Below are 19620 nucleotides of genomic sequence, written 5' to 3' on the forward strand. Positions count from 1 at the left end.
CACGACCCCTTGGTTCGTAGCCAAGTACTCTATCCAGCTGAGCTACAGCCGCAAAACTTCTACAACATTCCATCAACAACATGGAGGTGAAACTTGTTACAACAAAACCAGGTAAATTCTGATTTTCAGTATTCTGGTGCGGCTGGCAGGAATTGAACCCACGACCCCTTGGTTCGTAGCCAAGTACTCTATCCAGCTGAGCTACAGCCGCGCAGGCAAACATTATAGCGTATTCATTTCGCTTTGAAAAGTTCGATTTTTCAATCGCTTAGCTGATTTTGCAGAATACCGCCCCGCTCCATCGACTACCTTTTCACTGCTAAAAAGCGCACGCCTTTTTATCGCTGGACACTTCTGCTTTCACAGTGGCGCCCAGCGAATCGAGAAGTTGCTGTCTCGAAAGAAGCGGGATTATAGGGACTGCTTTCCAGCCTGTCCAGTGCTATCTGCAGGTGGCGCGCAAGCGTGCGGTGGCGGCGCGCCGCTTGGGGCTACAATACCAGCCAGACAGGGGCGTTTGTGCCTCCCCTAATGCATGACGGCGGGCATTGAGCATCATGACCTATTTAACTGAGCTTAGCGGCGGCCCGGCGGGGCAAGTGCCCGTGCGGCAGACTCACTGTTGCAGGATTTCCGATGGCCAAGCATGACCGCGAGCAAGACCTGCTTCCCCCATCAGCGCCGCTGAGCCTCTCCGACGAGCGCCTGTCCAACTTACTGGAAAGTATTACCGACGGCTTTTGCCTGCTCGACCGCGACTGGACCATCCGCTACCTCAATACGCGCGGCGCTGCCATGCTGGCGCCGCAGCACGCGCCTGGCGCGAGCCTGACGGGCAAGAACCTGTGGCAAGCCTGCCCCGACCTGCTGGGTACGGAACTGGAAACGCAGTACCGGCGCGCCATGGCGCAGCAGCACAGCAGCAGTTTCGAGCTGCTGTATCCGCCGCTGGGGCGCTGGCTGGAAGTGCGCATCTTCCCTTCCAGCGACGGACTGACCACATATATCCAGGACATCAGCCAGCGCAAGGCGACCGAGGAAACCTTGCGCCACAGCGAGGAAGACTTGCGCGCGCTGGCCAATTCCATCCCGCAACTGGCCTGGATCGCCAGCTTCGACGGCACCATTGCCTGGTACAACCAGCGCTGGCACGACTACACGGGCACCACTGCCGAGCAGATGGCGGGCGACGGCTGGAGCATCGCCTATGACGCGCAGCACCTGCCGCCCATGCTGCAAGCGTGGAAGGCCGCCTTGCGCGATGGCACGCCCTTCGAAATGGAGTTCCCCATCCGTGGCGCCGACGGCCAGTACCGCTGGTTCCTGACGCGCGCCAATCCCGTGCGCGACCAGGGCGGCCAGCTGCTGCGCTGGTTTGGCACGAGCACCGACGTCGACCAGGTCAAGCGCGCGCAGGAAGCCTTGCGCGATGAAACGCGCGTGCTTGAGTTGCTCAACAATACGGGCGCGGCCCTGGCCAGCACCCTCGATTTGCCGGCCCTGCTGCAGGAAACCGTCGATGCGGCCACGCGCATCAGCGGCGCGCGCTTCGGCGCCTTTTATTATGACGATGCGGGCGAGGTCCACGACAGCGTCGCCCCCCTGCCATCGGCACGCGCCGTCAACAGCATCAGCCTGCGCGAGGCCGATGCCATCGCCACGGAACTGCGCCAGGGACCGGCCATGCGCCAGAACGACTTGCTGGCCGCGCCCGACGCCAGCGCCGGCGCCGCGCCGCCGCTGCGCAGCTGCCTGAGCCTGCCCGTCAGTTCGCGCTCGGGCCTGTTGCTGGGGCGCTTGCTGCTCGGCCATCCGCAAGCGGGCATGTTCAGCGCACGCAGCGAACGCATCGTGTCGGCCATCGCGGCCCAGGCCGCCGTCGCGCTCGACAATACGCGCCTGTACGCGGCCGCCACGCGCGCCGCCGAAGAGCGCAAGGTGCTGCTCGACAGCGAACGCGAGGCGCGCGCCGACGCCGAGCGCACGAACCAGCTGAAAGACGATTTCCTCACCACCTTGTCGCACGAACTGCGCACGCCGCTGTCGGCCATCCTGGGCTGGGCCCAGGTGCTGCGGCGCGGCACGCGCGACCAGGCCGACCTGCACCGGGGCCTGCAAAGCATCGAACGCAATGCGCGCGCGCAGGCGCAACTGATCGAAGACTTGCTCGACATGAGCCGCATCACGTCCGACAAGGTGCTGCTGGACCTGCAAACCATCGTGCCCGCCAGCATCATCGCCTCGGCCATCGAAACCCTGCGCCCGGCGGCCGACGCCAAGCACATCGCCATCCACAGCAACATCGCCAGCGATGCGGGCACCATCACGGGCGATCCCAGCCGTATCCAGCAAGTGATCTGGAACCTGCTGTCGAATGCCCTGAAGTTCACGCCGCAAGGGGGGCGGGTCGAGATCGGCGTGCGCCGCGAGGCGAGCCGCCTGGCCATCACGGTGGCCGACAACGGCGTCGGCATCAAGAAAGACTTCCTGCCCCACGTGTTCGACCGCTTCCGCCAGGCCGACGCCTCCACCACGCGCCGGCATGGCGGCTTGGGGCTGGGGCTGGCGATCGTCAAGCACCTGGTGGAGCAGCATGGCGGCACGGTCACGGTCAGCAGCGCCGGCGACATGCAGGGCGCCAGCTTTACCGTGCGCCTGCCCCTGGGGACGCGGGCCGCGCCGGCGCGCCCGAAGGGCGGCGAGCTGTCCGCCAGCCACGACTTGCGCGGCGTTACGGTGCTGCTGGTCGATGACGAGGCCGATGCGCGCGAACTGACGGCGCGCATCCTGCGCGACAGCCACGCCGACGTGCATGGCGCGGGCAGCGTGGCGCAAGCGCTGCAACTGCTGGACCAGGTGCACCCGCATGTGCTGGTCAGCGACATCGGCATGCCCGACGCCGACGGTTTCGACTTGCTGGCGCAAATCCGTGCGCATGCCTCCCCCGATGCGGCCAGTCTGCCGGCGCTGGCGCTGACGGCGTTCGCGCAACCGCAGGACCGCCAGCGGGCGCTGGCCAGCGGCTTCCAGGCCTGGATCTCGAAACCGATAGACCCGGCAGAACTGCTGGCGGCCGTGGTGCAGCTGGCCGCGCAGCGCGGAACTTCCTCCCGCCCTGAACAGGGCCGCAATACACCACCCTAAAAAGATGATGCAAAGAAATACAGAGTGCAGTACAAAATGACTATTTTCATGGGTTAGCCTTCCTACTTTCAGACGCGGCACTGTCCTACAAGCAACTAAGCGAAAGTTTGCTACACTGAAATGCAGAAGCACACCTGCACGGCAGGCCGGAGACGGCGGCGCTGGCCGGCGAGAACGGCAGAAGCGAACTCATGCGCTGTTGTGCGCCCTATCTTGTTGCAAGGCGCTACTATCTTTCCACAGCCGTCAGCCTATCATCTGCGGTAGAAGCCAGCGTTGCATAGACCGTATAACCGAGACCTTACATGCCCAGCCAAGATGAGATTTTGAAAGCCAAAATTTTGGTCGTCGATGATTCACCCGACAATGTTGACCTGATGCTGGAAATCCTGCGCGATGCCGGCTATACCAATGTGACGGCCACCATGCGTCCGGCCCAGGTTTGCCCCCTGCACCGGGAGCATTGCTACGACCTGATCTTGCTGGATCTGCAAATGCCGGAACTCAATGGTTTCCAGGTCATGAAAGGCTTGAAGGAAATCGAGCATGGCGGCTACCTGCCCGTGCTGGCCCTGACGGCCCAACCGAGTTTCAAGATCGCCGCCCTGGAAGCGGGCGCGCGCGACTTCATCAGCAAACCCTTCGACCTGATGGAAGTGCACAAGCGCATCCACAACATGCTGGAAGTGCGCCTGCTGTACAAGGAACTGGCGCAATACAGCAAGCAGCAGCAGGAATTGGCGCTGCACGACCCGCTGACGGGCTTGCCGAACCGGCGCCTGCTGGAAGACCGCATCGAGCATACCTTGCAGCAATCGGCCCGCAGCCGCGGCAAGTCGGCCATCCTGTACCTGGACCTGGACGGCTTCAAGGCCATCAACGACAGTTACGGCCACGGCTATGGCGATGAAATCCTGAAAATGGTGGCGGCCCGCCTGGTGGGCGCCTCACGCAAGGAAGATACGGTGGCGCGTATCGGTGGCGACGAGTTCGTCATCGTGCTGGGCAACCTGGCCGGCAAGGGCGACGCGCGCGAACCGGCCGCCAAGCTGATCGAAGTCATTTCCGAGCCGTATTTCATCAACGACCTGACCCTGCGCCTGTCGACCAGCATCGGCATCGCCATCTACCCGGACGACGCGAGCACCGTCGACTCGCTGCTGGGCGCGGCGGACACGGCCCTGTACGAAGCCAAGCGCGCCGGCAAGAACCGCTTTTGCTGCATCCCGCACGAGGTGATCGCCGCGCAGTCGCAAGTAAACATGCAAAAAAACAACGTCCCGTCGATCGCCTGAGTTTTCTTACCGCACAGCACGCAAAAAAACCGGCAAGCCTTCACGGCCAGCCGGTTTTTTTATGCGCAGGATGCGTTATTTCTTGCCAGCGGCTGCCTCATGCTGGCCCGCGTGCTGGTGGTCCGTTTGCGCATCGACCGTTTCGGGTGGCACTTCGATGCGCGTGATGCCGGCATCGACGGAAATCGGGTCGCTGGCGGGGAAGGTCATTTCCACGGCGTCGTCGAGCAGCTCCTCCTTGGCCCGCTCTTCGCCGCTCATGCCCTCCTCATCGGCCAGGATGGCCAATGCGCTGGCCCATTTGACGAAATTGAGGTTGGCCAGTTCGCGCACGGTGTGCACACCAAACGCTTGCTGCAAGGCCTTGGCATCTTTCGGGCTGACGCCGCGCAGGGCGCTGATGGGCGCATTGACGATGTCTCGGAAGCTTTTGTCGGCGTATTCCTGGTCGACGATGGTATCGATATTCATGGCATGTCCTTTCGTTTCGGTAAGCGGGCCTGTGCTGCATGGAGAAAATGCATGACACCACTATGGCAGTGTGCGGCGCCCCGGTATGTGCGCAGCCGTACGTAACGGCAGGAACGGCAGCTGCTGGCGCAAACGATAATATTGCCTACAATATAAAAGTGATGGAAGGAGATCAAAATTGCCGAAAAGACAGAAATTTTCCATCCATGCGCCCCACGATGAAATCATCATGTATGATCCACAACTTGAATTTGGTCCACCTTTCACCATTCACGGGGCGCTATGTCCGCACAAACAGATCCGAACAAGGAAACGGCCCAGGCCGATGCGGAACGCGCCGCCGATCTCAGCGAGTTGCTCGGCCATGTCAACACCAGCTGGGACAATGAACGGCGCGCCCTGTCGCGCCAGCTGCACGACAGCCTCGGCTCGTCGCTGACGGCATTGACCATGCACCTGTCGCTGCTGACGCAAAAGATGCCGCAGGAAGCGGCCTTGCTCGACCGTGCGGCGACCATGAAGCAATTGCTGCTGAATGTGATCGAGACCAACCGCCAGATGCAGATGAAGCTGTGGAACGACAAGCTCGAGTTTCTCGGCGTGAATGTCGCGCTGGGCGAGCTGGCCACGCAATTTGCCGAACAGCACAACATCACCGTGCGCTGCAGCCTGCCCGAAGATGAACTGATTTGCCCACGCAACGTGGGCGTGGCCCTGCTGCGCACCCTGGAAGAAGCGCTTGGCAACATCGCCGCGCACGCCAATGCCACGCAAGTGGACATCATCATCGACGACAATGACGAAGCGCTGATGATGACCGTCAAGGATGACGGCGTGGGCTTGCCCGCCAGCGAGCCCGTCGAAATGAGCAAGCACGGCCTGCGCTCCGTGCGTGAGCGCGTGCATTACCTCGGTGGCAGCCTGAGCCTGGCAGCCAATCCGCAAGGCGGCACGGCCCTGACCGTCGTCTTGCCGCGTGTGGCTCCGAAAGAATAGTCTTTGCCAGGCCACATCAAGCCAGAACACTGCCGGGGCACCCCGGACCGCAGAACGATTCGACGACAGGAGACCGCATGCAAGGACTGATCCCCACCCTGCTGGCAGCGCTGCTGGCCATGGGTACCGCCCAGGCCGCCGACAATACCGTGCCGCCGCCGGAAACCGTGGACAAGCTGGCGTGGCTGGCCGGCTGCTGGAACGTCGACGGCGCCGAGCCCGGCTCCGGCGAACAATGGAGCACGGCTGCCGGCGGCACCATCCTCGGCACCAGCCGCACCGTCAAGGGCGGCAAGACGACGGCGTTTGAATTCGTGCAGATCCGCCTCACCGAGCCGGGCCAGCTGGCCTACATCGTGCAGCCGTCGGGCCAGCCGCCCGTGATCTTCAACCTGCTGCGCCAGGACAAGCCGAATGAATTCATCTTCGCCAACCTGGACAATGACTTCCCGAGCCGCATCATCTACCGCCACGACAGCGAGCGCATCTTGCACGCCAGCATTACCGGCACCTTGAAGGGCAAGCTCACCACTATCGATTTCCCCATGACGCGGGGCCGCTGCGAAGCGGCGCCAATTCCGCGCAGCAAATAACAACCGGCGTCAAGGCAGGAACCAGGACCGCATCTTGCGGCCCTTCTTGCGTCAAGGCTGCAAGCGAACGCCCGCACCCGCAGGAGGAGGCATGGTGAAGGCGGCGGCCATGCCCAGCCAGCCAGCGAACCAGGCAATGAAGGCCGCCACGTGGCCATACTCCCAGCGGGCACGCAGGCGCGCATAGGCTGCGGCGAACTCCGCCTGGCTCACGTCGGCGCTACTCCCCCACTCCCCATTGACGGGGGCGACAAGGAAAGCCCACAGCAGCAAGGAGGCAAGCAGTGTGGCTGCCGACGCGGCCAGCAGGCGGCCCTGGGGCATGCGCCTGGAGCGGAAAGCCAGCACGGCCACGGTCACCATGGCGGCCATTTGGACGGCGCCCCCTACCGGGCCAAACAGGGCATACAGCGTGCTTGTCACCTGCGCATACAGCGCTGGCGGATACGCCAGCTTGACGGGCAGTTCCAGCAGATGGGCGGCACCCGGCGCGAGCCCCAAGGCCGCCAGGGTCAGGGCAATGACTTGCAGTAAGCGTGATGGCATGCCTGCCTCCCCTCATCAAGCTGTCCGCTCATGGCGCGTGTGCTTGCCCTTGTTATGACCGCGGGACGGCGCTGCGGTTCCCGGCCAACGCCACTCGCGCAATGCGTACGCTGCCATAAAAAACGGGGCCTTGCGGCCCCGTTGGATTTCCTTACTTACCGCACATCAATGCAGCTTGACCTGCGGCGTGCTGCGCTTGATCAGGAAACGGCCCATGGCCATGACGGCCGTGCGCACGCTGCCCAGCACGGCATTGTGGTGCATCAGGTGCAGGCTCACATACATCATGCGCGCGACAAAGCCTTCGACGAACCAGCTCAGGCCCTTCAGCGATCCCATCAGGGTGCCGACGGAGGTGGTGCGGCCGAACGACACGAGCGAACCGTAGTCCAGATATTCGTATGGTTTCGTTTGTGGCGGCCTGCCCTTCGCTTGCAGCAGGAATGTTTTCAGCAGGTAATCGGCTTGCTGGTGGGCAGCCTGGGCGCGCGGCGGCACCAGCTTGCCGTCCGGCCCCGTGCAGGCGGCGCAGTCGCCCAGCGCGAAAATATTCGCATGGCCCTGCACGTTGAGCATGCCCGTCACTTCCAGCTGGCCGGAACGGTTGGTCGGCAAGCCCAAAGTGGCGAGGAATTCCGGCGCGCGAATGCCGGCGGCCCACACGCAGATGTCGGCCGCATAACTGGTGCCGCTGGCCACCGTCACCTTGTCCGCTTCAATCGTGGTGACGCGCGTATCGGTCACCACGGTGATGCCATGCTGGTGCAGCAGTTTCGAGGCGGCAATGGAGACGCGCTCGGGCAGCGGCGCCAAGATACGCGGCGCCCCTTCGAGCAGGGTGATGCGCACATCCTTGATGGCGTTGAGATTCTGAAAACCATACGCGGCATACACGCCGCTCGCTTCGCGCAATTCCGCCGCCAGCTCGACGCCCGTGGCGCCGCCGCCGATGATGACGATGTCGACACCGGGATGGCCCGCGTCGCCCTGGCGCTGCTCGGCCATGGCCAGCAGTTTCAGCAGGGTCAAGCGGAAACGTTCCGCGTCTTCCGTGGCATTGAGGGAAATCGTGTTTTCCTTGGCGCCGGGCACGCCGAAGTAATTCGACGTGCTGCCCACGGCCAGCACCAGCTGGTCATAGCTGACAGTGCGCTGCGGCAAGAGCTGCTCGTCCTTGTCCGTGGCGATGGCGCCCACGGTGAGGCTGTTCGAGCCGGCGTCGAGCGCGATCAAGGGACCATAGACATAGGTAAAACCATTGTCATGCGCCAGCATCTGGTACGACAGGCCCTCTTGATGAATGTCCAGGGTGCCGGCCGCCACTTCATGCAGCGACGGTTTCCAGATGTGGTACAGGCGGCTGTCGACCAGGGTGACCTGGCCGGGGCCGAGCTTGCGGCTGAGTTTGCAGGCCAGCTCCAGGCCGCCCGCACCTCCTCCTACGATAACGATTTTACTATGCAAATATCCTCCTGCCTGTTAATCCTTGTGCCCGTTGCCGTTGCCGCGGCCATTGCCGTTGCCATGGCCCTTGCCCGGATGGTCATCATGCTTGTCGCGCTTGCCTTCATGCTTGTCGCGCTTGTCATCATGCTTGTAGTCGTGACGGCCGCGGTCGCCGTAATCGGGACGGCCATGGTCGCCATGCTGCTGGCGGTAACGGGGCACATATTGGTTGTTATACCAACTATCTTGGACGAAATATACCTCTTGGTTACAGGCATTATACTTGCGGCAGTGCTTGGACCAGTGTTTGGCATGGCCGGGCGGCACGCGCAGATAGATCGGACGGGCCGAATAGTATTGCGGGCGCTGTACGATGACGGGCTGGGCATAGATCAGTTGCGGCGCGGGATAGTCGCCGATATCGAGGCGTCCGTAAAAGCCTGGCTGGCCGACGGTAACGGAGACGCCGACCTGGGCGACGGCAGCGGTAGCTGCCGACAGCAAGGCGGCGGCAAGAATCAGGGTTTTCATGGTGACACTCCTTTTAGTTATGCCGTCATTGTAGACCTTGTGTGACTAACTGTTTGTTCGCAAGGACACATAAGGAACTCCGTCGCAATCTCACCACAGTTTGCCCAAGGGCACGACCAAGCCGCTGAACAGCGACCAGTCCGGCGACGCCGCCGTCAAGCCGCGCGCCATGCCGATATCGATGGCCAGCCGTGGCGTGGGACTGTAGGTAGCGGCCAGCAGCAGCTGCGCCGTGGCCGCCGCGCCACGCAAGCGCGTGCCCGACACTTCCGCCGTGGCGCCCCAGCGGCCGCTGACGGGCGTGGAAAAAGAGGTCGCCCAGCCCGTCTGCACCCTGCCGGTATCCGGGTCGGACGCCCCCAGGCGCGTGGCGTTCAAGTTGGCATCCACGTGCACGGCGCCCAGGTCGCGGCTGACGATGCCGTTGAGCGACACGTCGCTCTTGCCGCTACCGATGCTGTCCTTGGCCGTGGGCAACTTCCAGCCCAGCTCCAGGCCCAGCGCCGTGGCGCTGTCGAGCAAAAAGGCGCGCTTGAGCACAACCGTCGTGTCGCCCACGCCCGTCTCGCGCCGCCCCGTGCCGTCGCGCGCGCGCACAACACCCTCGCCTTCGAGCAACACGCCCCATTCGGGCGTGAACGCCAGTTTGAAAGCGTAAGGCAGGCTGGCGCGGCGCGTGTCGTCCGTTTTCGACAGCAGTCCGCCGGCCTCGAATTCCAGCTGGCCCGGCACGGGCAGCTGGGCGGGACTGGTCACGGAAGGCCGGTAAGGCAGGACGGGATCACCCTGCTGCGCCTGCGCCAGCGGCGCCAGGGGCAGCAGCAGAGATAAGCAAAGCAAGCGGGGAGACGGCATGAAAGATCCGGAAGTGGCAAACGCGCAATAGCGACAGCCTACCACCGCCGCGCCGATTGCGCCCGGGCCCGCCGTTGTCAGGCCAGGCGCCGCACGTCCTGCCTGGCGGCCGGCGCTGAGCGGCGCAGCGGCGTGACGTTGCTGGCCGCCGGCACGGCCATCTGTTGCACTTGGGCATGCAGGCGGAATACGCCCACCAGTTCCGTCAAGGTCTGCGCCTGGTCTTGCAGCGATTCGGCGGCGGCAGCCGCCTCTTCCACGAGGGCCGCGTTTTGCTGCGTCACCTGGTCCATCTGCAGCACGGCCTGGTTGACTTGCTCGATGCCGGCGCTTTGCTCGGCGCTGGCGGCCGTGATTTCCTGCATGATGTCGGCCACCTGGCGCACGCTGGTGACCACCTCATCCATCGTCTTGCCTGCGTCATGCACGAGTCTGGAACCGATTTCCACCTGCTCGACGGAGTCGCCGATCAGTGTCTTGATTTCCTTGGCGGCACTGGCAGAGCGTTGCGCCAGGTTGCGCACTTCGGCCGCGACGACGGCGAAACCACGTCCCTCCTCGCCCGCCCTGGCCGCTTCCACGGCCGCGTTCAAGGCCAGGATATTCGTCTGGAAAGCGATGCTGTCGATGACGCTGATGATGTCAACGATCTTGCGCGAAGACGCATTGATCGATTCCATCGTCTGCACCACCCGCCCCACCACGGCGCCGCCCTTGCCGGCCACGTCGGATGCGGCGCCGGCCAGCGTATTGGCCTGGCGCGCATTGTCCGCGTTCTGCCGCACGGCCGACGTCAGCTGCTCCATCGACGACGCCGTTTCTTCCAGCGAACTGGCCTGCTCTTCCGTGCGGGACGACAAGTCGAGGTTGCCCTGGGCGATTTCACCCGAGGCCGTATTGATGGTGTCCGTGCCCGAGCGCACCTGGCTGACGATGCCCACGAGCTTGTCGCGCATGGTTTTCATGGCGAACAGCAGGCTGGCGCTGTCGTGGCTTGCCGTGCGGATCTCGACGGTGAGGTCGCCCTCGGCGATGGCGCCAGCGATCTTGACGGCATACGCCGGTTCGCCACCGAGCTGGCGCGTCAGTCCGCGCGTGATCAGCGCCCCGAGCGCCAGACCGGCCGCCACGCTGCCCAGCACGAGCGCGATCATGAAGCTGCGGCTGGCCTGGTACACGCCCGATGCCTGCTCGGCAGCCGCCTTGGCCCGCGCTTCCTTCTGCAATGACAATTTATCGAGCACGCCGTCCAGCTCATCGGCGTGCTGGCGCGTCTTGGCCAGCAGCGCCGTCAGCTGCGCGCTGCGCTGCGCCAGCGGCTCGGCCGCCGCCAGCGCCAGCGACTGCTGCAAGGTGCTCACATACTCGGCCTCAACGGTGGCGAAGCGGGCAAACAGCTCCTTGGCGGCCGGCGTGACGAACAGCGGCTGGGCCTTGGCCAGGTTGTTCTTGTTCTCTTCCAGGTATTTGGCGATATCGGCCTGGCGCCCTGCGCGCTCTTCGCTGGTGGTAGCCAGCAGGAAATTGCTGCGCGCGCGGCCCACCTTGATGAGGGCGATATTGGCTTCCTTGATGTACGACAGTCCCAGCAACTCATGGTTGTACATCTGCCCCGCCATGGTATCGATCTTGCCCATGTTGAAAATGCCGATGCCGGCCACGATGGCTCCCATCAGCGCGACGCAAAAGAAGGCCGCGAGCAGGCGCGTCCCCACTCTCATTTGATTCAACATGTTTCCTCCTAGGCAAGACGATAGCCAATAATTCAAGCGTATGACTTGAATATAAGGAAAAAACAGTCACTAAAATGCTCGGATTGTCACTAAGCAACAATTCATTGATTTGAAGCAACACACCCCGGGGCTTGCCGTGTTAGCAAGTCCCCGGGAGGGGGCGCATCAATGCCCGCTGTGCCCACCCGGCTTGCGCACCGTCATCTCGACGCCGCTTTTTGTCACCGGCTTGCCCGCGCCCTGGCCGCGCACCGGTGCCGGCAAGGCGCCCGTCCATTCATGGGCCACGCTGCCGGCCGGATGCTTGTACCAGCCCGGGTCGCGGTAGTCGCCCGGTTTCTGGTCCTTGCGCACCTTGACCGTGGTAAACATACCGCCCATGCCGATGGCGCCGAAGGGGCCGTCGCCGGCCATCATCGGCAAGGTATTGTCGGGAATCGGCATCTGCATTTCACCCATGTCGGCCATGCCCCGTTCGCCCATCACCATGTAGCCGGGCACGAGCTGGTTGATCTTCGCCGCCACGCCCTGGTGGTCAACGCCGATCATGGTGGGCACGTCATGTCCCATGGCATTCATCGTGTGGTGCGATTTGTGGCAGTGGAAAGCCCAGTCGCCGAGGTCCGTGGCGGTAAACTCCACGGCCCGCATCTGGCCCACGGCAATATCGGTCGTCACTTCGGGCCAGCGCGATTCGGGGCGCGTCCAGCCGCCATCGGTGCCCGTCACCTCGAATTCGTGGCCATGCATGTGGATCGGGTGGTTCGTCATGGTCAGATTGCCCACGCGCACGCGCACCTTGTCGCCCTGGCGCACAACCATCGGGTCTATGCCGGGGAAGACGCGGCTGTTGAAGGTGAACAAGTTAAAATCCGTCATGGTCATGATCTTCGGCGTGTAGCTGCCGGGATCGATGTCGTAGTTGCTGAGCAAGAAGACGAAATCGCGGTCCACCTTCATGAAGTTCGGGTCTTTCGGATGCGTGACCCAGAAACCCATCATGCCCATGGCCATCTGCGTCATTTCATCGGCATGCGGGTGATACATAAAGGTGCCGGGCCGCTTGGCAACGAATTCATACACAAAAGTTTTACCGGGGGCGATGCCCGGCTGGGTCAGGCCCGTGACGCCATCCATGCCGTTGGGCAAGCGCTGACCATGCCAGTGCACGCTCGTGTGTTCCGGCAATTTGTTGGTGACAAAGATGCGCACGCGGTCGCCCTCCACCACTTCGATGGTCGGCCCTGGCGACTGGCCGTTATAGCCCCACAGGTTCGCTTGCATGCCGGGCGCCAGTTCACGCACGACGGGTTCGGCCACCAGATGAAATTCCTTGACGTTGTTATTCATACGCCAGGGCAAGGACCAGCCGTTGAGGGTGACGACGGGATTGTATGGACGCCCGTTCGGCGGCGGTGGCGGCGCCTTGGTATCCGCGCCAGCCATGCTGACGGCTTCCGGCAACGATGCCGCGCCGACTCTGCTCACCGCTGCGGCACTGAGGGCGACGGCGCCCGCATTCATGAAAAAGTTTCTACGTGTAATCATCATTATTCCTTGTTGGCTGGGCCGCTGCCATTGATGGCTGACTGCAATTCGGTTTGCGCGATCCAGAAATCGCGCTGGGTTTCGATGGCGCTGTTGACGCTGGCGACCTGTTCGCGCGCGTCGGCCAGCAGCTCGAAGACGCTGGCCAGCATGCCGTTGTAGCGCAGCAATACTTCATGCGAGATTGTCTTGCGCAGCGGCACGACTTCATCGCGGTAGTGGCGCGCCAGGTCGTAGGCCGTGCGGTAGCTCGAATACGCTTCGCGCACTTCCGAGCGGGCTTTGACAGCCGTGCCCGCCGTGCGCTGCAGCGACTGCTCGTACAAGGCTTGCGCCTTCGCATTGCGCGCCGAGCCCCAGTCGAACAGCGGCAATTCCAGCGACACTGCATAGCCGTTTTCGCGCGGCGCCTCGCTGCTGCTCTTGTTGGTGTAGCCCACGTCGAGCACATTGATGAAGCCCGTCACCTTGGACAAGCCCAGCGCATCGGCCGTCGCATGCACGTCGAGTTTCGCTCTTTGCACGTCGAGGCGCTGCTCCATCGCCTGCGCCTCGATATTGCCCGCGTCCGCCGCCTGGGCCGGCAAGTCGGGCAAGCGCGACGGTAAAGTAAAGCTGGTCTGCTTGCCCCACAGGCCCAGCAAGCGCGTCAGGTGCTCGCGCGTCACCAATGCCTGGTGGCGGGCGCGGGCCAGGTCGCCGACGGCGTCCGCATAAAACACTTGCTGGCGCGCCTGGTCGAGGCGGCTCCAGTTGCCCGCCTGCTGCAAGCGCGTGGCCAGTTCGGCGCCCGCCTCGGCCGACAGCAGCGCGCGCTGCATGAACGCTTCCGTCTGCACGGCGGCCACGGCGTTGAAATAGGCGCGGCGCGTATCGGATGCCAGTTGCACGGCGCTGCTGGCGGCCTGCAGCTTGGCTTGCTCGAAACGCCCCCGCTCGATGTTCACGCGCATCGGCATCGTCAGCAAGCCGGCCAGGTCGAAGCTGACGCCGCGGTCGATTTCATTGCCGTGGCTGCCGTGCGAGCGGCCGAACGACAGGCCGGGATTGCGCAAGCGCCCCGCTTGCACGAGGTCCGATTCGGACGCGCCCAGCTCGGCCAGCGCTACTTTCATGCCGTGGTTGTTCATCAGGGCGATGCGCACGGCGCTGTCGGCGTCCAGGGGCTGGGCCAGCAATTGCGTCAGCTTGTCCTCGCCGCCCTTGTCCGCCAGCGCCGCCGGGGCGCCCGTGCGGGCGTCGGCCAGCGCGGAGACCGTCTGCATGCCGCCATCCTGGCTGAAGCTGGCGCAGCCGCTGAGCAGCAGGACGGCCGCCAGGGCCAGCGGCGTGAGGCCATACGGGTTCTTGAAACGCGTCATGTCAGTGTCCTTCATGCTGGTGGTGCTGATGTTGCGGGGCAGGCTTATCCGGCTTGGGGCTGGGGTTGGGCTGGGCCATCGGCATCTTGTGCCCTTCCATCTTGTGCCCTTCCATTTTGTGGCCATCCATCTTGTGGCCATCCATTTTCATCATGCCCATATGGCCGCCGGCCTTGCCGACTTTGTCGTTGACGGCGCGCCAGGTCTGGTCGGGCGTGGCCTCGTCCTCGGCGGCGGGACGGTAGCCGGCGAAGGCGGAGCGGTAGGTGGTGGCCGGCACGGATGCTTGCGCCTCTTGCGGGGCGGGCTGGGACTGCGCTGCGGCAGCCAGCGGCAGCACAGCCAGCGCGAGGCTGAACAGGTGTTTCATGGTATTCCTTGAATGACAGGGTATGGCGCGGCGGGCGCGCGACTGGAACGCTGGCGCGGCCGGTGCAAGGCTCAGGATGCTGGGACGTGCGACGGCCGCACCGCCAGGTTCAACGGGCGGTCAGGCGGAGCGCGTGCTTCTCGGGGGGCGTTCGGGGCCAGGCGGAATATGGCCGGCGAACAGGGAATCGGGCGCCAGCGCCGGAGTCGGCGCGCGCAGGGTCAAGGCGCGCAAGGCAGGCATGCCGGGCGGCGCCGTGGCGCCCACGGTACAGGCGCCGTGGTTGCTGCAATCGTGGCCGTGGTGCGTGGCGCCGCCATCGTCCATGGCCATTTTCATCGGCTGGTCCTGCATGTGCATGCCGGCCATATCGCCCATGTCGTGGCACTGGGGCGCCTGCACTGCCTCGACGGCGACCGTGACCGTGACCGCCAGCTCATCCACGCAGCAGCTGCGCATGGCCGACGCAAAGCCCTGCAAGGGCAGCGTGACGGCCAGCAGCCAGAGCAGCGAGCGGGCGAGAAAGCGGAAAAAGGCACGGTTCATGGCACAACTATAAACCTTCCCACACGAGGAAGGTCAAGCCCCTATTTACGGACGTAGCCGTGCGTCAGCCAGATGACGTAGGTGCCGTAGTAGCCCTGCCCTTCGAAGATGACCTGACCATCGGCAAAAGAGACTGTCTCCACTTCATTGACGATGAAATACGCGCGGTTGTCCGCCGCCTCCACGTCGCCCCAGTAGCGTGGAACCTGGTTCCGGTAGCCGCTGGCTCGCCCGATCGCGTCCATCAAATCGCTGATCATGAAGTCATACAGCATGTCGGCCAGCAGCGGCCGGTGGCCCGCCAGCATGGCCGTGATGTCGGGATAGCCGGCCTGCATCGGCTCGGGCAAGTCGCTTTCCTCGTCCTGCAGGTCATCCTCGCGGCAAGTCTGGATAAAACTGTTGAACGGCTCGTCGAGCAGGGGCGCCAGCGCCGCTTCCGGCACGCTCAGGCGGAACGGATGCAGCGGCAGCACGCTGTGCTGGCCATAGTTGAGTCCGCGGCAGCCTAGGAAGGACAGCGGGTGCGGCTGTCCAGCGACTTCGCAGCGGATGCCAGGTGCTTGCTCAAACGTCATCAATATCCATCCCTGCCATGCCCGTTGTCCTCGTTGTAGCTGATCAGGGTCACATGGTAAGCGCTGGCGGGCAAAGCGGACAGGCTCAGATGCAACAGAAAACAGCGGATCAGTTTATCAGGCAGGCTCCGTGATGCCCACGCAATTGCGTCCGTTTTCCTTGGCCACGTACAGCGCGGCATCGGCAGCCAGCAGCACGGCGTCCGTGGTGCCCGCCTCCTGTTCCGACGACACGACGCCCAGCGAGACCGTGATGGCGCCTGCGCCGGGAATCACGGCGGCGGCCACCCTGGCGCGCAAACGCTCGGCCACCTGCAGGGCCGCGTCGAGGTCGGCGTCGGGCAGCAGCATGATGAATTCATCGCCGCCAGTACGGCACAGCACGTCGGCATCGCGCGAACAGGCGCGCATCAGCTGTGCCAGGCGCAGGATGACGTCGTCGCCCACGGCATGGCCCCACTGGTCGTTGACTTGCTTGAAATGGTCGATGTCGATGGCGATGACGGAAAACGGCCGCGCCTGCGCCTGCCAGACGTCGAGCGCCGCCGCCATGCCGCGCCGGTTCGACAGGCCTGTCAGCGGGTCTGTCTGCACGTCGGTCTTCAACTTGCCGATCTTGTTCTGCAACAACGCCAAGCCCTTCAGCAGGGCTTTCTTGATTTGCGCCGCCTCCACATACCAGGCACGGATGCCGGCGATGTGCTCGGCCGTGCCGGGCGCATCCATGCGCCGCGCGCCGTCGGCCAGCTGCATCAGGGGGCGTGAAATCAGGCTGGCCAGCCACCAGATGAATGGCAGGCTCAGCAAGGCGATCGGCAGCGAATGCCATACCGTGTTGGCCATCAGCTGGTTCAGCGGGGCCAGGGTCATGGCCGTGGGACGCTGCGCCACGATGCCCCAGCCCGTCGACGGCATGACGGCGTAGCCGGCCAGCATGTCCACGCCCAGGCTGTTGTGCATGCGCCGGTTGCCGCCGCCCTGCTGCGCGACGATGGTGTCGATGACGTCATTCTTGCCGGCCAGGTCGCCCAGGCGCTCGGGGTCCGGGTGGTACAGCAGGCGCCGGTTCTGGTCCACCACGTACAGGTAGGAGCCGTCGCGGTAGTAATGCTGGCCCAGCATGGTGTACAGGATGTTTTTCTGTTTCAGGTAGATGCTGCCGCCCACATAACCGAGGTAGCGGCCATCCTTGCCAACGATGGGATGCGAAATGAAGACCACCAGGTTGCCGGCCGAGGAAACGTAGGGCTGCGTCACCAGCGGGCGCCGTTCGCGCAGCGCCTGCACGGCGCCGACGGAGTCGAGCGTGCGGTTTTTCAAGGCCAGGGTTTCCGGCGACACGCCCAGCACCTTGCCGTCCGCATCGACGATGAGCACGGAATTGAAGCTGTTCGTTTGCAAACGCAAGCGCTGCGCCTCGTCCGTCAGCCAGGCATCGTCGCCCATGCGCGAGGGCAGGCTGCCGGCGCTGTAGGCCAGCTGCTGGCGCGCCGACTGCAGGAAATCCTCGGCCGTGCTGGCCAGCTTGCTCGCATACGCGTGGTTCGCTTCCAGGGTCGTATCGATCAGCAGCTGGCGCTGCACGCTGTAGCTGGCATAAAACGTATTGGCCAGAGACACGAGTGCGCTGGCAAAGGCCACGAGCACGATCAAACGGCGCAGATTCATGCGCAGAACAGGTTTAGTCCACATGGGGTCGGCAAGAAATTGGAAAGTATTGCGCTAAAGAAAGAGCGCATTATACCGAGACGCCCGTGCCAATATTGAAATGTTGGCATCCATGGTCAAAGAAAATGTACAAGCGGCAACGCAGAACGCTGCCGCTTGATCTGCATCAAGCGTGGATAGCGTGCTTGCGGACCCAGTCCACGTAGCGCTGCATCCAGCCCTGGAAGAAACCGAGGCTGGCCGGACCGATGCCGCCATGTTCGTCAAACAGGCCATCCTTGGCCTGGATAAACATCTCGGGCTGTCCCAGCAGCGGCACGTCCAGGTAGGACAGCACATTGCGCAAATGCTGCTGCGCCAGGGCCGTGCCGGTGGCACCGACGGACACGCCGAGCACGGCACCCGGCTTGCCGCCCCACACGCTCTGGCCATACGGACGCGAACCGTGGTCGAGCGCATTTTTCAGCACGCCGGGAATCGAGCGGTTGTATTCGGGAGTGAGGAAGAGCAAGGCTTGTGAGGCGGAAATGTCGGATTTGAGGCGCAGCACCTGCTCGGCCTGCGCGCCATCGTCATCCTGGTTGTACAGCGGCAAGTCGCCGATTTCAATGTGCTTGAAGGAAAACTCGGGCGGCGCCAGCTTGACGATGGCGTCGGCCAGCTTGCGGTTGAAGGAATCCTTGCGCAGGCTGCCGACGATGATAGCAACGTTATATTGGCTCATATATATCCCCGATGATGGTTAAAAAGAAGCCCCGGAGTGGAGTTCACACCGGGGCTATCTTGCCACACAATCATGGGTTTCGCGCTGTTTAGCGTGCGCCAGCCAATCCCTGGTATTCGCGGTAGTAGCGCCCGCCCAGGTTCGTCAATACCTCGTAGCCGATGGTATTGGCCATGGCCGCCACGGCGTCAACCGGGTGTTCGGCGCAGATCAGGTCGACCAGGCTGCCCGGCGCGACGCGTTCTTCGGCGATGGCGCTTACGTCAAGCGTGATGGAATCCATCGAGATGGCGCCGATTTGCGGCACTTTCACCCCGTCGACGATGGCCAGGCCCTGGTTGCTCATGCTGCGCAGCCAGCCATCGGCGTAACCGACGGAAACAGTCGCCACCTGGCGCGACTCGCTGGCCGTATAGCGGCGGCTGTAGCCCACGTGGTCGCCGGCGGCAATCGTGCGCGTCTGCAAGATCTTGCCTTGCAGGCGCACCACGGAACGCAGGGGATTGGGTTCGCCACCCTGCGGCCCGATGCCGTACAGGGCCGCACCGGGGCGCACCAGGTCGAAGTGATAATCGGGCGACAAAAAGATGCCCGAGGAATTGGCCAGGCTGGCGCGGTATTGTGGCAAACGGGCGCGGATGGCCGTAAAACGTGCCAGCTGTTCGCCATTCATCGGGTTGCTGCGCTCGTCGGCGCAAGCCAGGTGGCTCATGAGGTAGCGCACTTTGATGCCGTCGAGAAAGTGCGGGTCCAGCAGCCAAGCGTCGATTTCCTGCGGCGACAAACCCATGCGCGACATGCCCGTGTCGACCTGCACATTCGCTTCCAAGGTTTTGCCCAGCGCCTTCGCATGCGCGCGCCAGCCAGCCACCTGCGGCTCGCTGTTGAGCACGGGAATCAGGCCATGGGCCGTGAATTCGCCTTCCGTGCCGACGGGCGGACCGTGCAGCACGAAGATGTCCGCGTCGGGCGCCACGTGCGGGCGCAGGCTGATGCCCTCTTCCAGGTGCGCCACAAAAAAGTGGCGGCAACCTTCTTCATACAGGGCCGCGCCCACTTGCGCGGCGCCCAGGCCATACGCGTCGGACTTCACGACGGCCGAGCAGGCGGCCGGGTGCGCCTTGTCGCGCAGCAAGCGGTAGTTGGCGCGCACGGCGTCCAGGTCCACCGTCAGGATGGCGCCGCTACGTTCCTTCGGAGGCATGCTGGCCCCCA

The 19620-nt window shown here is 63.7% G+C and carries 18 protein-coding genes and 1 tRNA gene; 4 read left to right on the forward strand and 15 right to left on the reverse strand.

Translation table 11 applies throughout. The features are described from left to right. Nucleotides 1-134 precede the first annotated feature (134 nt). Nucleotides 135-211, reverse strand: a tRNA-Arg gene (locus JAB6_RS06905). A gap of 425 nt (nt 212-636) precedes the next feature. On the opposite strand from JAB6_RS06905, the gene JAB6_RS06910 reads away from it, so the two are divergent. Both JAB6_RS06910 and JAB6_RS06915 read left to right on the forward strand, forming a co-directional pair. Further along, the gene (locus JAB6_RS06910; RefSeq protein WP_070301991.1) at nt 637-3144 is read left to right on the forward strand and encodes an ATP-binding protein; all 2508 of its coding nucleotides are present in this window, start codon (nt 637-639) and stop codon (nt 3142-3144) included. A gap of 305 nt (nt 3145-3449) precedes the next feature. Continuing rightward, a complete protein-coding gene (locus tag JAB6_RS06915) occupies nt 3450-4439 on the forward strand; it encodes a diguanylate cyclase (protein ID WP_070301992.1) in 990 nt (329 codons plus the stop codon). 75 nt (nt 4440-4514) lie between these two features. Here the strand turns inward: JAB6_RS06915 and JAB6_RS06920 are convergent, their stop codons facing one another. Next, nucleotides 4515-4910 (reverse strand): hypothetical protein, encoded by a 396-nt coding sequence (locus tag JAB6_RS06920; RefSeq protein ID WP_034754991.1) that lies wholly within the window; start codon nt 4908-4910, stop codon nt 4515-4517. A gap of 282 nt (nt 4911-5192) precedes the next feature. On the opposite strand from JAB6_RS06920, the gene JAB6_RS06925 reads away from it, so the two are divergent. Both JAB6_RS06925 and JAB6_RS06930 read left to right on the forward strand, forming a co-directional pair. Continuing rightward, nucleotides 5193-5906: a sensor histidine kinase gene (locus tag JAB6_RS06925; RefSeq protein WP_034754990.1), complete on the forward strand. Its 714-nt coding sequence runs from the start codon at nt 5193-5195 to the stop codon at nt 5904-5906. A 77-nt stretch (nt 5907-5983) separates the two neighbouring features. After that, nucleotides 5984-6499: a DUF6265 family protein gene (locus JAB6_RS06930; protein ID WP_070301993.1), complete on the forward strand. Its 516-nt coding sequence runs from the start codon at nt 5984-5986 to the stop codon at nt 6497-6499. Nucleotides 6500-6550: 51 nt separating this feature from the next. On the opposite strand, the gene JAB6_RS06935 is transcribed toward JAB6_RS06930, so the two are convergent. The 13 genes from JAB6_RS06935 to alr form a co-directional block, all read right to left on the reverse strand. Then, nucleotides 6551-7045 carry a hypothetical protein gene (locus tag JAB6_RS06935; protein WP_070301994.1) on the reverse strand — a complete coding sequence of 165 codons (495 nt, stop codon included), beginning with the start codon at nt 7043-7045 and terminating at the stop codon, nt 6551-6553. A 165-nt stretch (nt 7046-7210) separates the two neighbouring features. Beyond that, complete coding sequence (locus JAB6_RS06940; RefSeq protein ID WP_034754989.1) at nt 7211-8509, reverse strand: NAD(P)/FAD-dependent oxidoreductase; 1299 nt, start codon at nt 8507-8509, stop codon at nt 7211-7213. 15 nt (nt 8510-8524) lie between these two features. After that, a complete protein-coding gene (locus JAB6_RS06945; RefSeq protein ID WP_070301995.1) occupies nt 8525-9022 on the reverse strand; it encodes a hypothetical protein in 498 nt (165 codons plus the stop codon). Between the two features lie 90 nt (nt 9023-9112). Further along, nucleotides 9113-9877, reverse strand: a complete 765-nt coding sequence (locus JAB6_RS06950) for a transporter (protein WP_070301996.1) — start codon at nt 9875-9877, stop codon at nt 9113-9115. A gap of 77 nt (nt 9878-9954) precedes the next feature. Further along, complete coding sequence (locus JAB6_RS29860) at nt 9955-11610, reverse strand: methyl-accepting chemotaxis protein (RefSeq protein WP_083292586.1); 1656 nt, start codon at nt 11608-11610, stop codon at nt 9955-9957. Nucleotides 11611-11775: 165 nt separating this feature from the next. Continuing rightward, entirely contained in the window at nt 11776-13158 is a 1383-nt protein-coding gene (locus tag JAB6_RS06960; protein ID WP_070301998.1) for a multicopper oxidase family protein, read from the reverse strand. Nucleotides 13159-13160: 2 nt separating this feature from the next. Beyond that, nucleotides 13161-14519, reverse strand: a complete 1359-nt coding sequence (locus JAB6_RS06965; RefSeq protein ID WP_070301999.1) for a TolC family protein — start codon at nt 14517-14519, stop codon at nt 13161-13163. Between the two features lies 1 nt (nt 14520). After that, the gene (locus JAB6_RS06970; protein WP_070302000.1) at nt 14521-14889 is read right to left on the reverse strand and encodes a hypothetical protein; all 369 of its coding nucleotides are present in this window, start codon (nt 14887-14889) and stop codon (nt 14521-14523) included. A 120-nt stretch (nt 14890-15009) separates the two neighbouring features. Next, nucleotides 15010-15435 carry a hypothetical protein gene (locus tag JAB6_RS06975; protein ID WP_070302001.1) on the reverse strand — a complete coding sequence of 142 codons (426 nt, stop codon included), beginning with the start codon at nt 15433-15435 and terminating at the stop codon, nt 15010-15012. 41 nt (nt 15436-15476) lie between these two features. Then, nucleotides 15477-16013, reverse strand: a complete 537-nt coding sequence (locus JAB6_RS06980; RefSeq protein ID WP_070302002.1) for a hypothetical protein — start codon at nt 16011-16013, stop codon at nt 15477-15479. 117 nt (nt 16014-16130) lie between these two features. Beyond that, a complete protein-coding gene (locus JAB6_RS06985) occupies nt 16131-17705 on the reverse strand; it encodes a sensor domain-containing diguanylate cyclase (protein ID WP_070302003.1) in 1575 nt (524 codons plus the stop codon). A 142-nt stretch (nt 17706-17847) separates the two neighbouring features. Continuing rightward, nucleotides 17848-18405 carry an NADPH-dependent FMN reductase gene (locus JAB6_RS06990; protein WP_034754982.1) on the reverse strand — a complete coding sequence of 186 codons (558 nt, stop codon included), beginning with the start codon at nt 18403-18405 and terminating at the stop codon, nt 17848-17850. Nucleotides 18406-18493: 88 nt separating this feature from the next. Next, complete coding sequence (alr, locus tag JAB6_RS06995; RefSeq protein WP_254671504.1) at nt 18494-19609, reverse strand: alanine racemase; 1116 nt, start codon at nt 19607-19609, stop codon at nt 18494-18496. Nucleotides 19610-19620: the final 11 nt, after the last annotated feature.

Origin of the sequence: Janthinobacterium sp. HH104 (assembly GCF_001758715.1) — a bacterium.
GTDB lineage: Bacteria > Pseudomonadota > Gammaproteobacteria > Burkholderiales > Burkholderiaceae_D > Janthinobacterium > Janthinobacterium aestuarii.

What these genes read in the sequence shown, in the direction of transcription:
- JAB6_RS06925 (WP_034754990.1), top strand. Translation starts at nt 5,193, where the DNA reads ATGTCCGCACAAACAGATCCGAACAAGGAAACGGCCCAGGCCGATGCG.
- JAB6_RS06990 (WP_034754982.1), bottom strand. Translation starts at nt 18,405, where the DNA reads ATGAGCCAATATAACGTTGCTATCATCGTCGGCAGCCTGCGCAAGGAT.
- JAB6_RS06960 (WP_070301998.1), bottom strand. Translation starts at nt 13,158, where the DNA reads ATGATTACACGTAGAAACTTTTTCATGAATGCGGGCGCCGTCGCCCTC.
- JAB6_RS06970 (WP_070302000.1), bottom strand. Translation starts at nt 14,889, where the DNA reads ATGAAACACCTGTTCAGCCTCGCGCTGGCTGTGCTGCCGCTGGCTGCC.
- alr (WP_254671504.1), bottom strand. Translation starts at nt 19,609, where the DNA reads ATGCCTCCGAAGGAACGTAGCGGCGCCATCCTGACGGTGGACCTGGAC.
- JAB6_RS06985 (WP_070302003.1), bottom strand. Translation starts at nt 17,705, where the DNA reads ATGTGGACTAAACCTGTTCTGCGCATGAATCTGCGCCGTTTGATCGTG.
- JAB6_RS06935 (WP_070301994.1), bottom strand. Translation starts at nt 7,045, where the DNA reads ATGCCATCACGCTTACTGCAAGTCATTGCCCTGACCCTGGCGGCCTTG.
- JAB6_RS06920 (WP_034754991.1), bottom strand. Translation starts at nt 4,910, where the DNA reads ATGAATATCGATACCATCGTCGACCAGGAATACGCCGACAAAAGCTTC.
- JAB6_RS06980 (WP_070302002.1), bottom strand. Translation starts at nt 16,013, where the DNA reads ATGACGTTTGAGCAAGCACCTGGCATCCGCTGCGAAGTCGCTGGACAG.
- JAB6_RS06930 (WP_070301993.1), top strand. Translation starts at nt 5,984, where the DNA reads ATGCAAGGACTGATCCCCACCCTGCTGGCAGCGCTGCTGGCCATGGGT.
- JAB6_RS06965 (WP_070301999.1), bottom strand. Translation starts at nt 14,519, where the DNA reads ATGACGCGTTTCAAGAACCCGTATGGCCTCACGCCGCTGGCCCTGGCG.
- JAB6_RS29860 (WP_083292586.1), bottom strand. Translation starts at nt 11,610, where the DNA reads ATGTTGAATCAAATGAGAGTGGGGACGCGCCTGCTCGCGGCCTTCTTT.
- JAB6_RS06945 (WP_070301995.1), bottom strand. Translation starts at nt 9,022, where the DNA reads ATGAAAACCCTGATTCTTGCCGCCGCCTTGCTGTCGGCAGCTACCGCT.
- JAB6_RS06915 (WP_070301992.1), top strand. Translation starts at nt 3,450, where the DNA reads ATGCCCAGCCAAGATGAGATTTTGAAAGCCAAAATTTTGGTCGTCGAT.
- JAB6_RS06950 (WP_070301996.1), bottom strand. Translation starts at nt 9,877, where the DNA reads ATGCCGTCTCCCCGCTTGCTTTGCTTATCTCTGCTGCTGCCCCTGGCG.
- JAB6_RS06975 (WP_070302001.1), bottom strand. Translation starts at nt 15,435, where the DNA reads ATGAACCGTGCCTTTTTCCGCTTTCTCGCCCGCTCGCTGCTCTGGCTG.
- JAB6_RS06910 (WP_070301991.1), top strand. Translation starts at nt 637, where the DNA reads ATGGCCAAGCATGACCGCGAGCAAGACCTGCTTCCCCCATCAGCGCCG.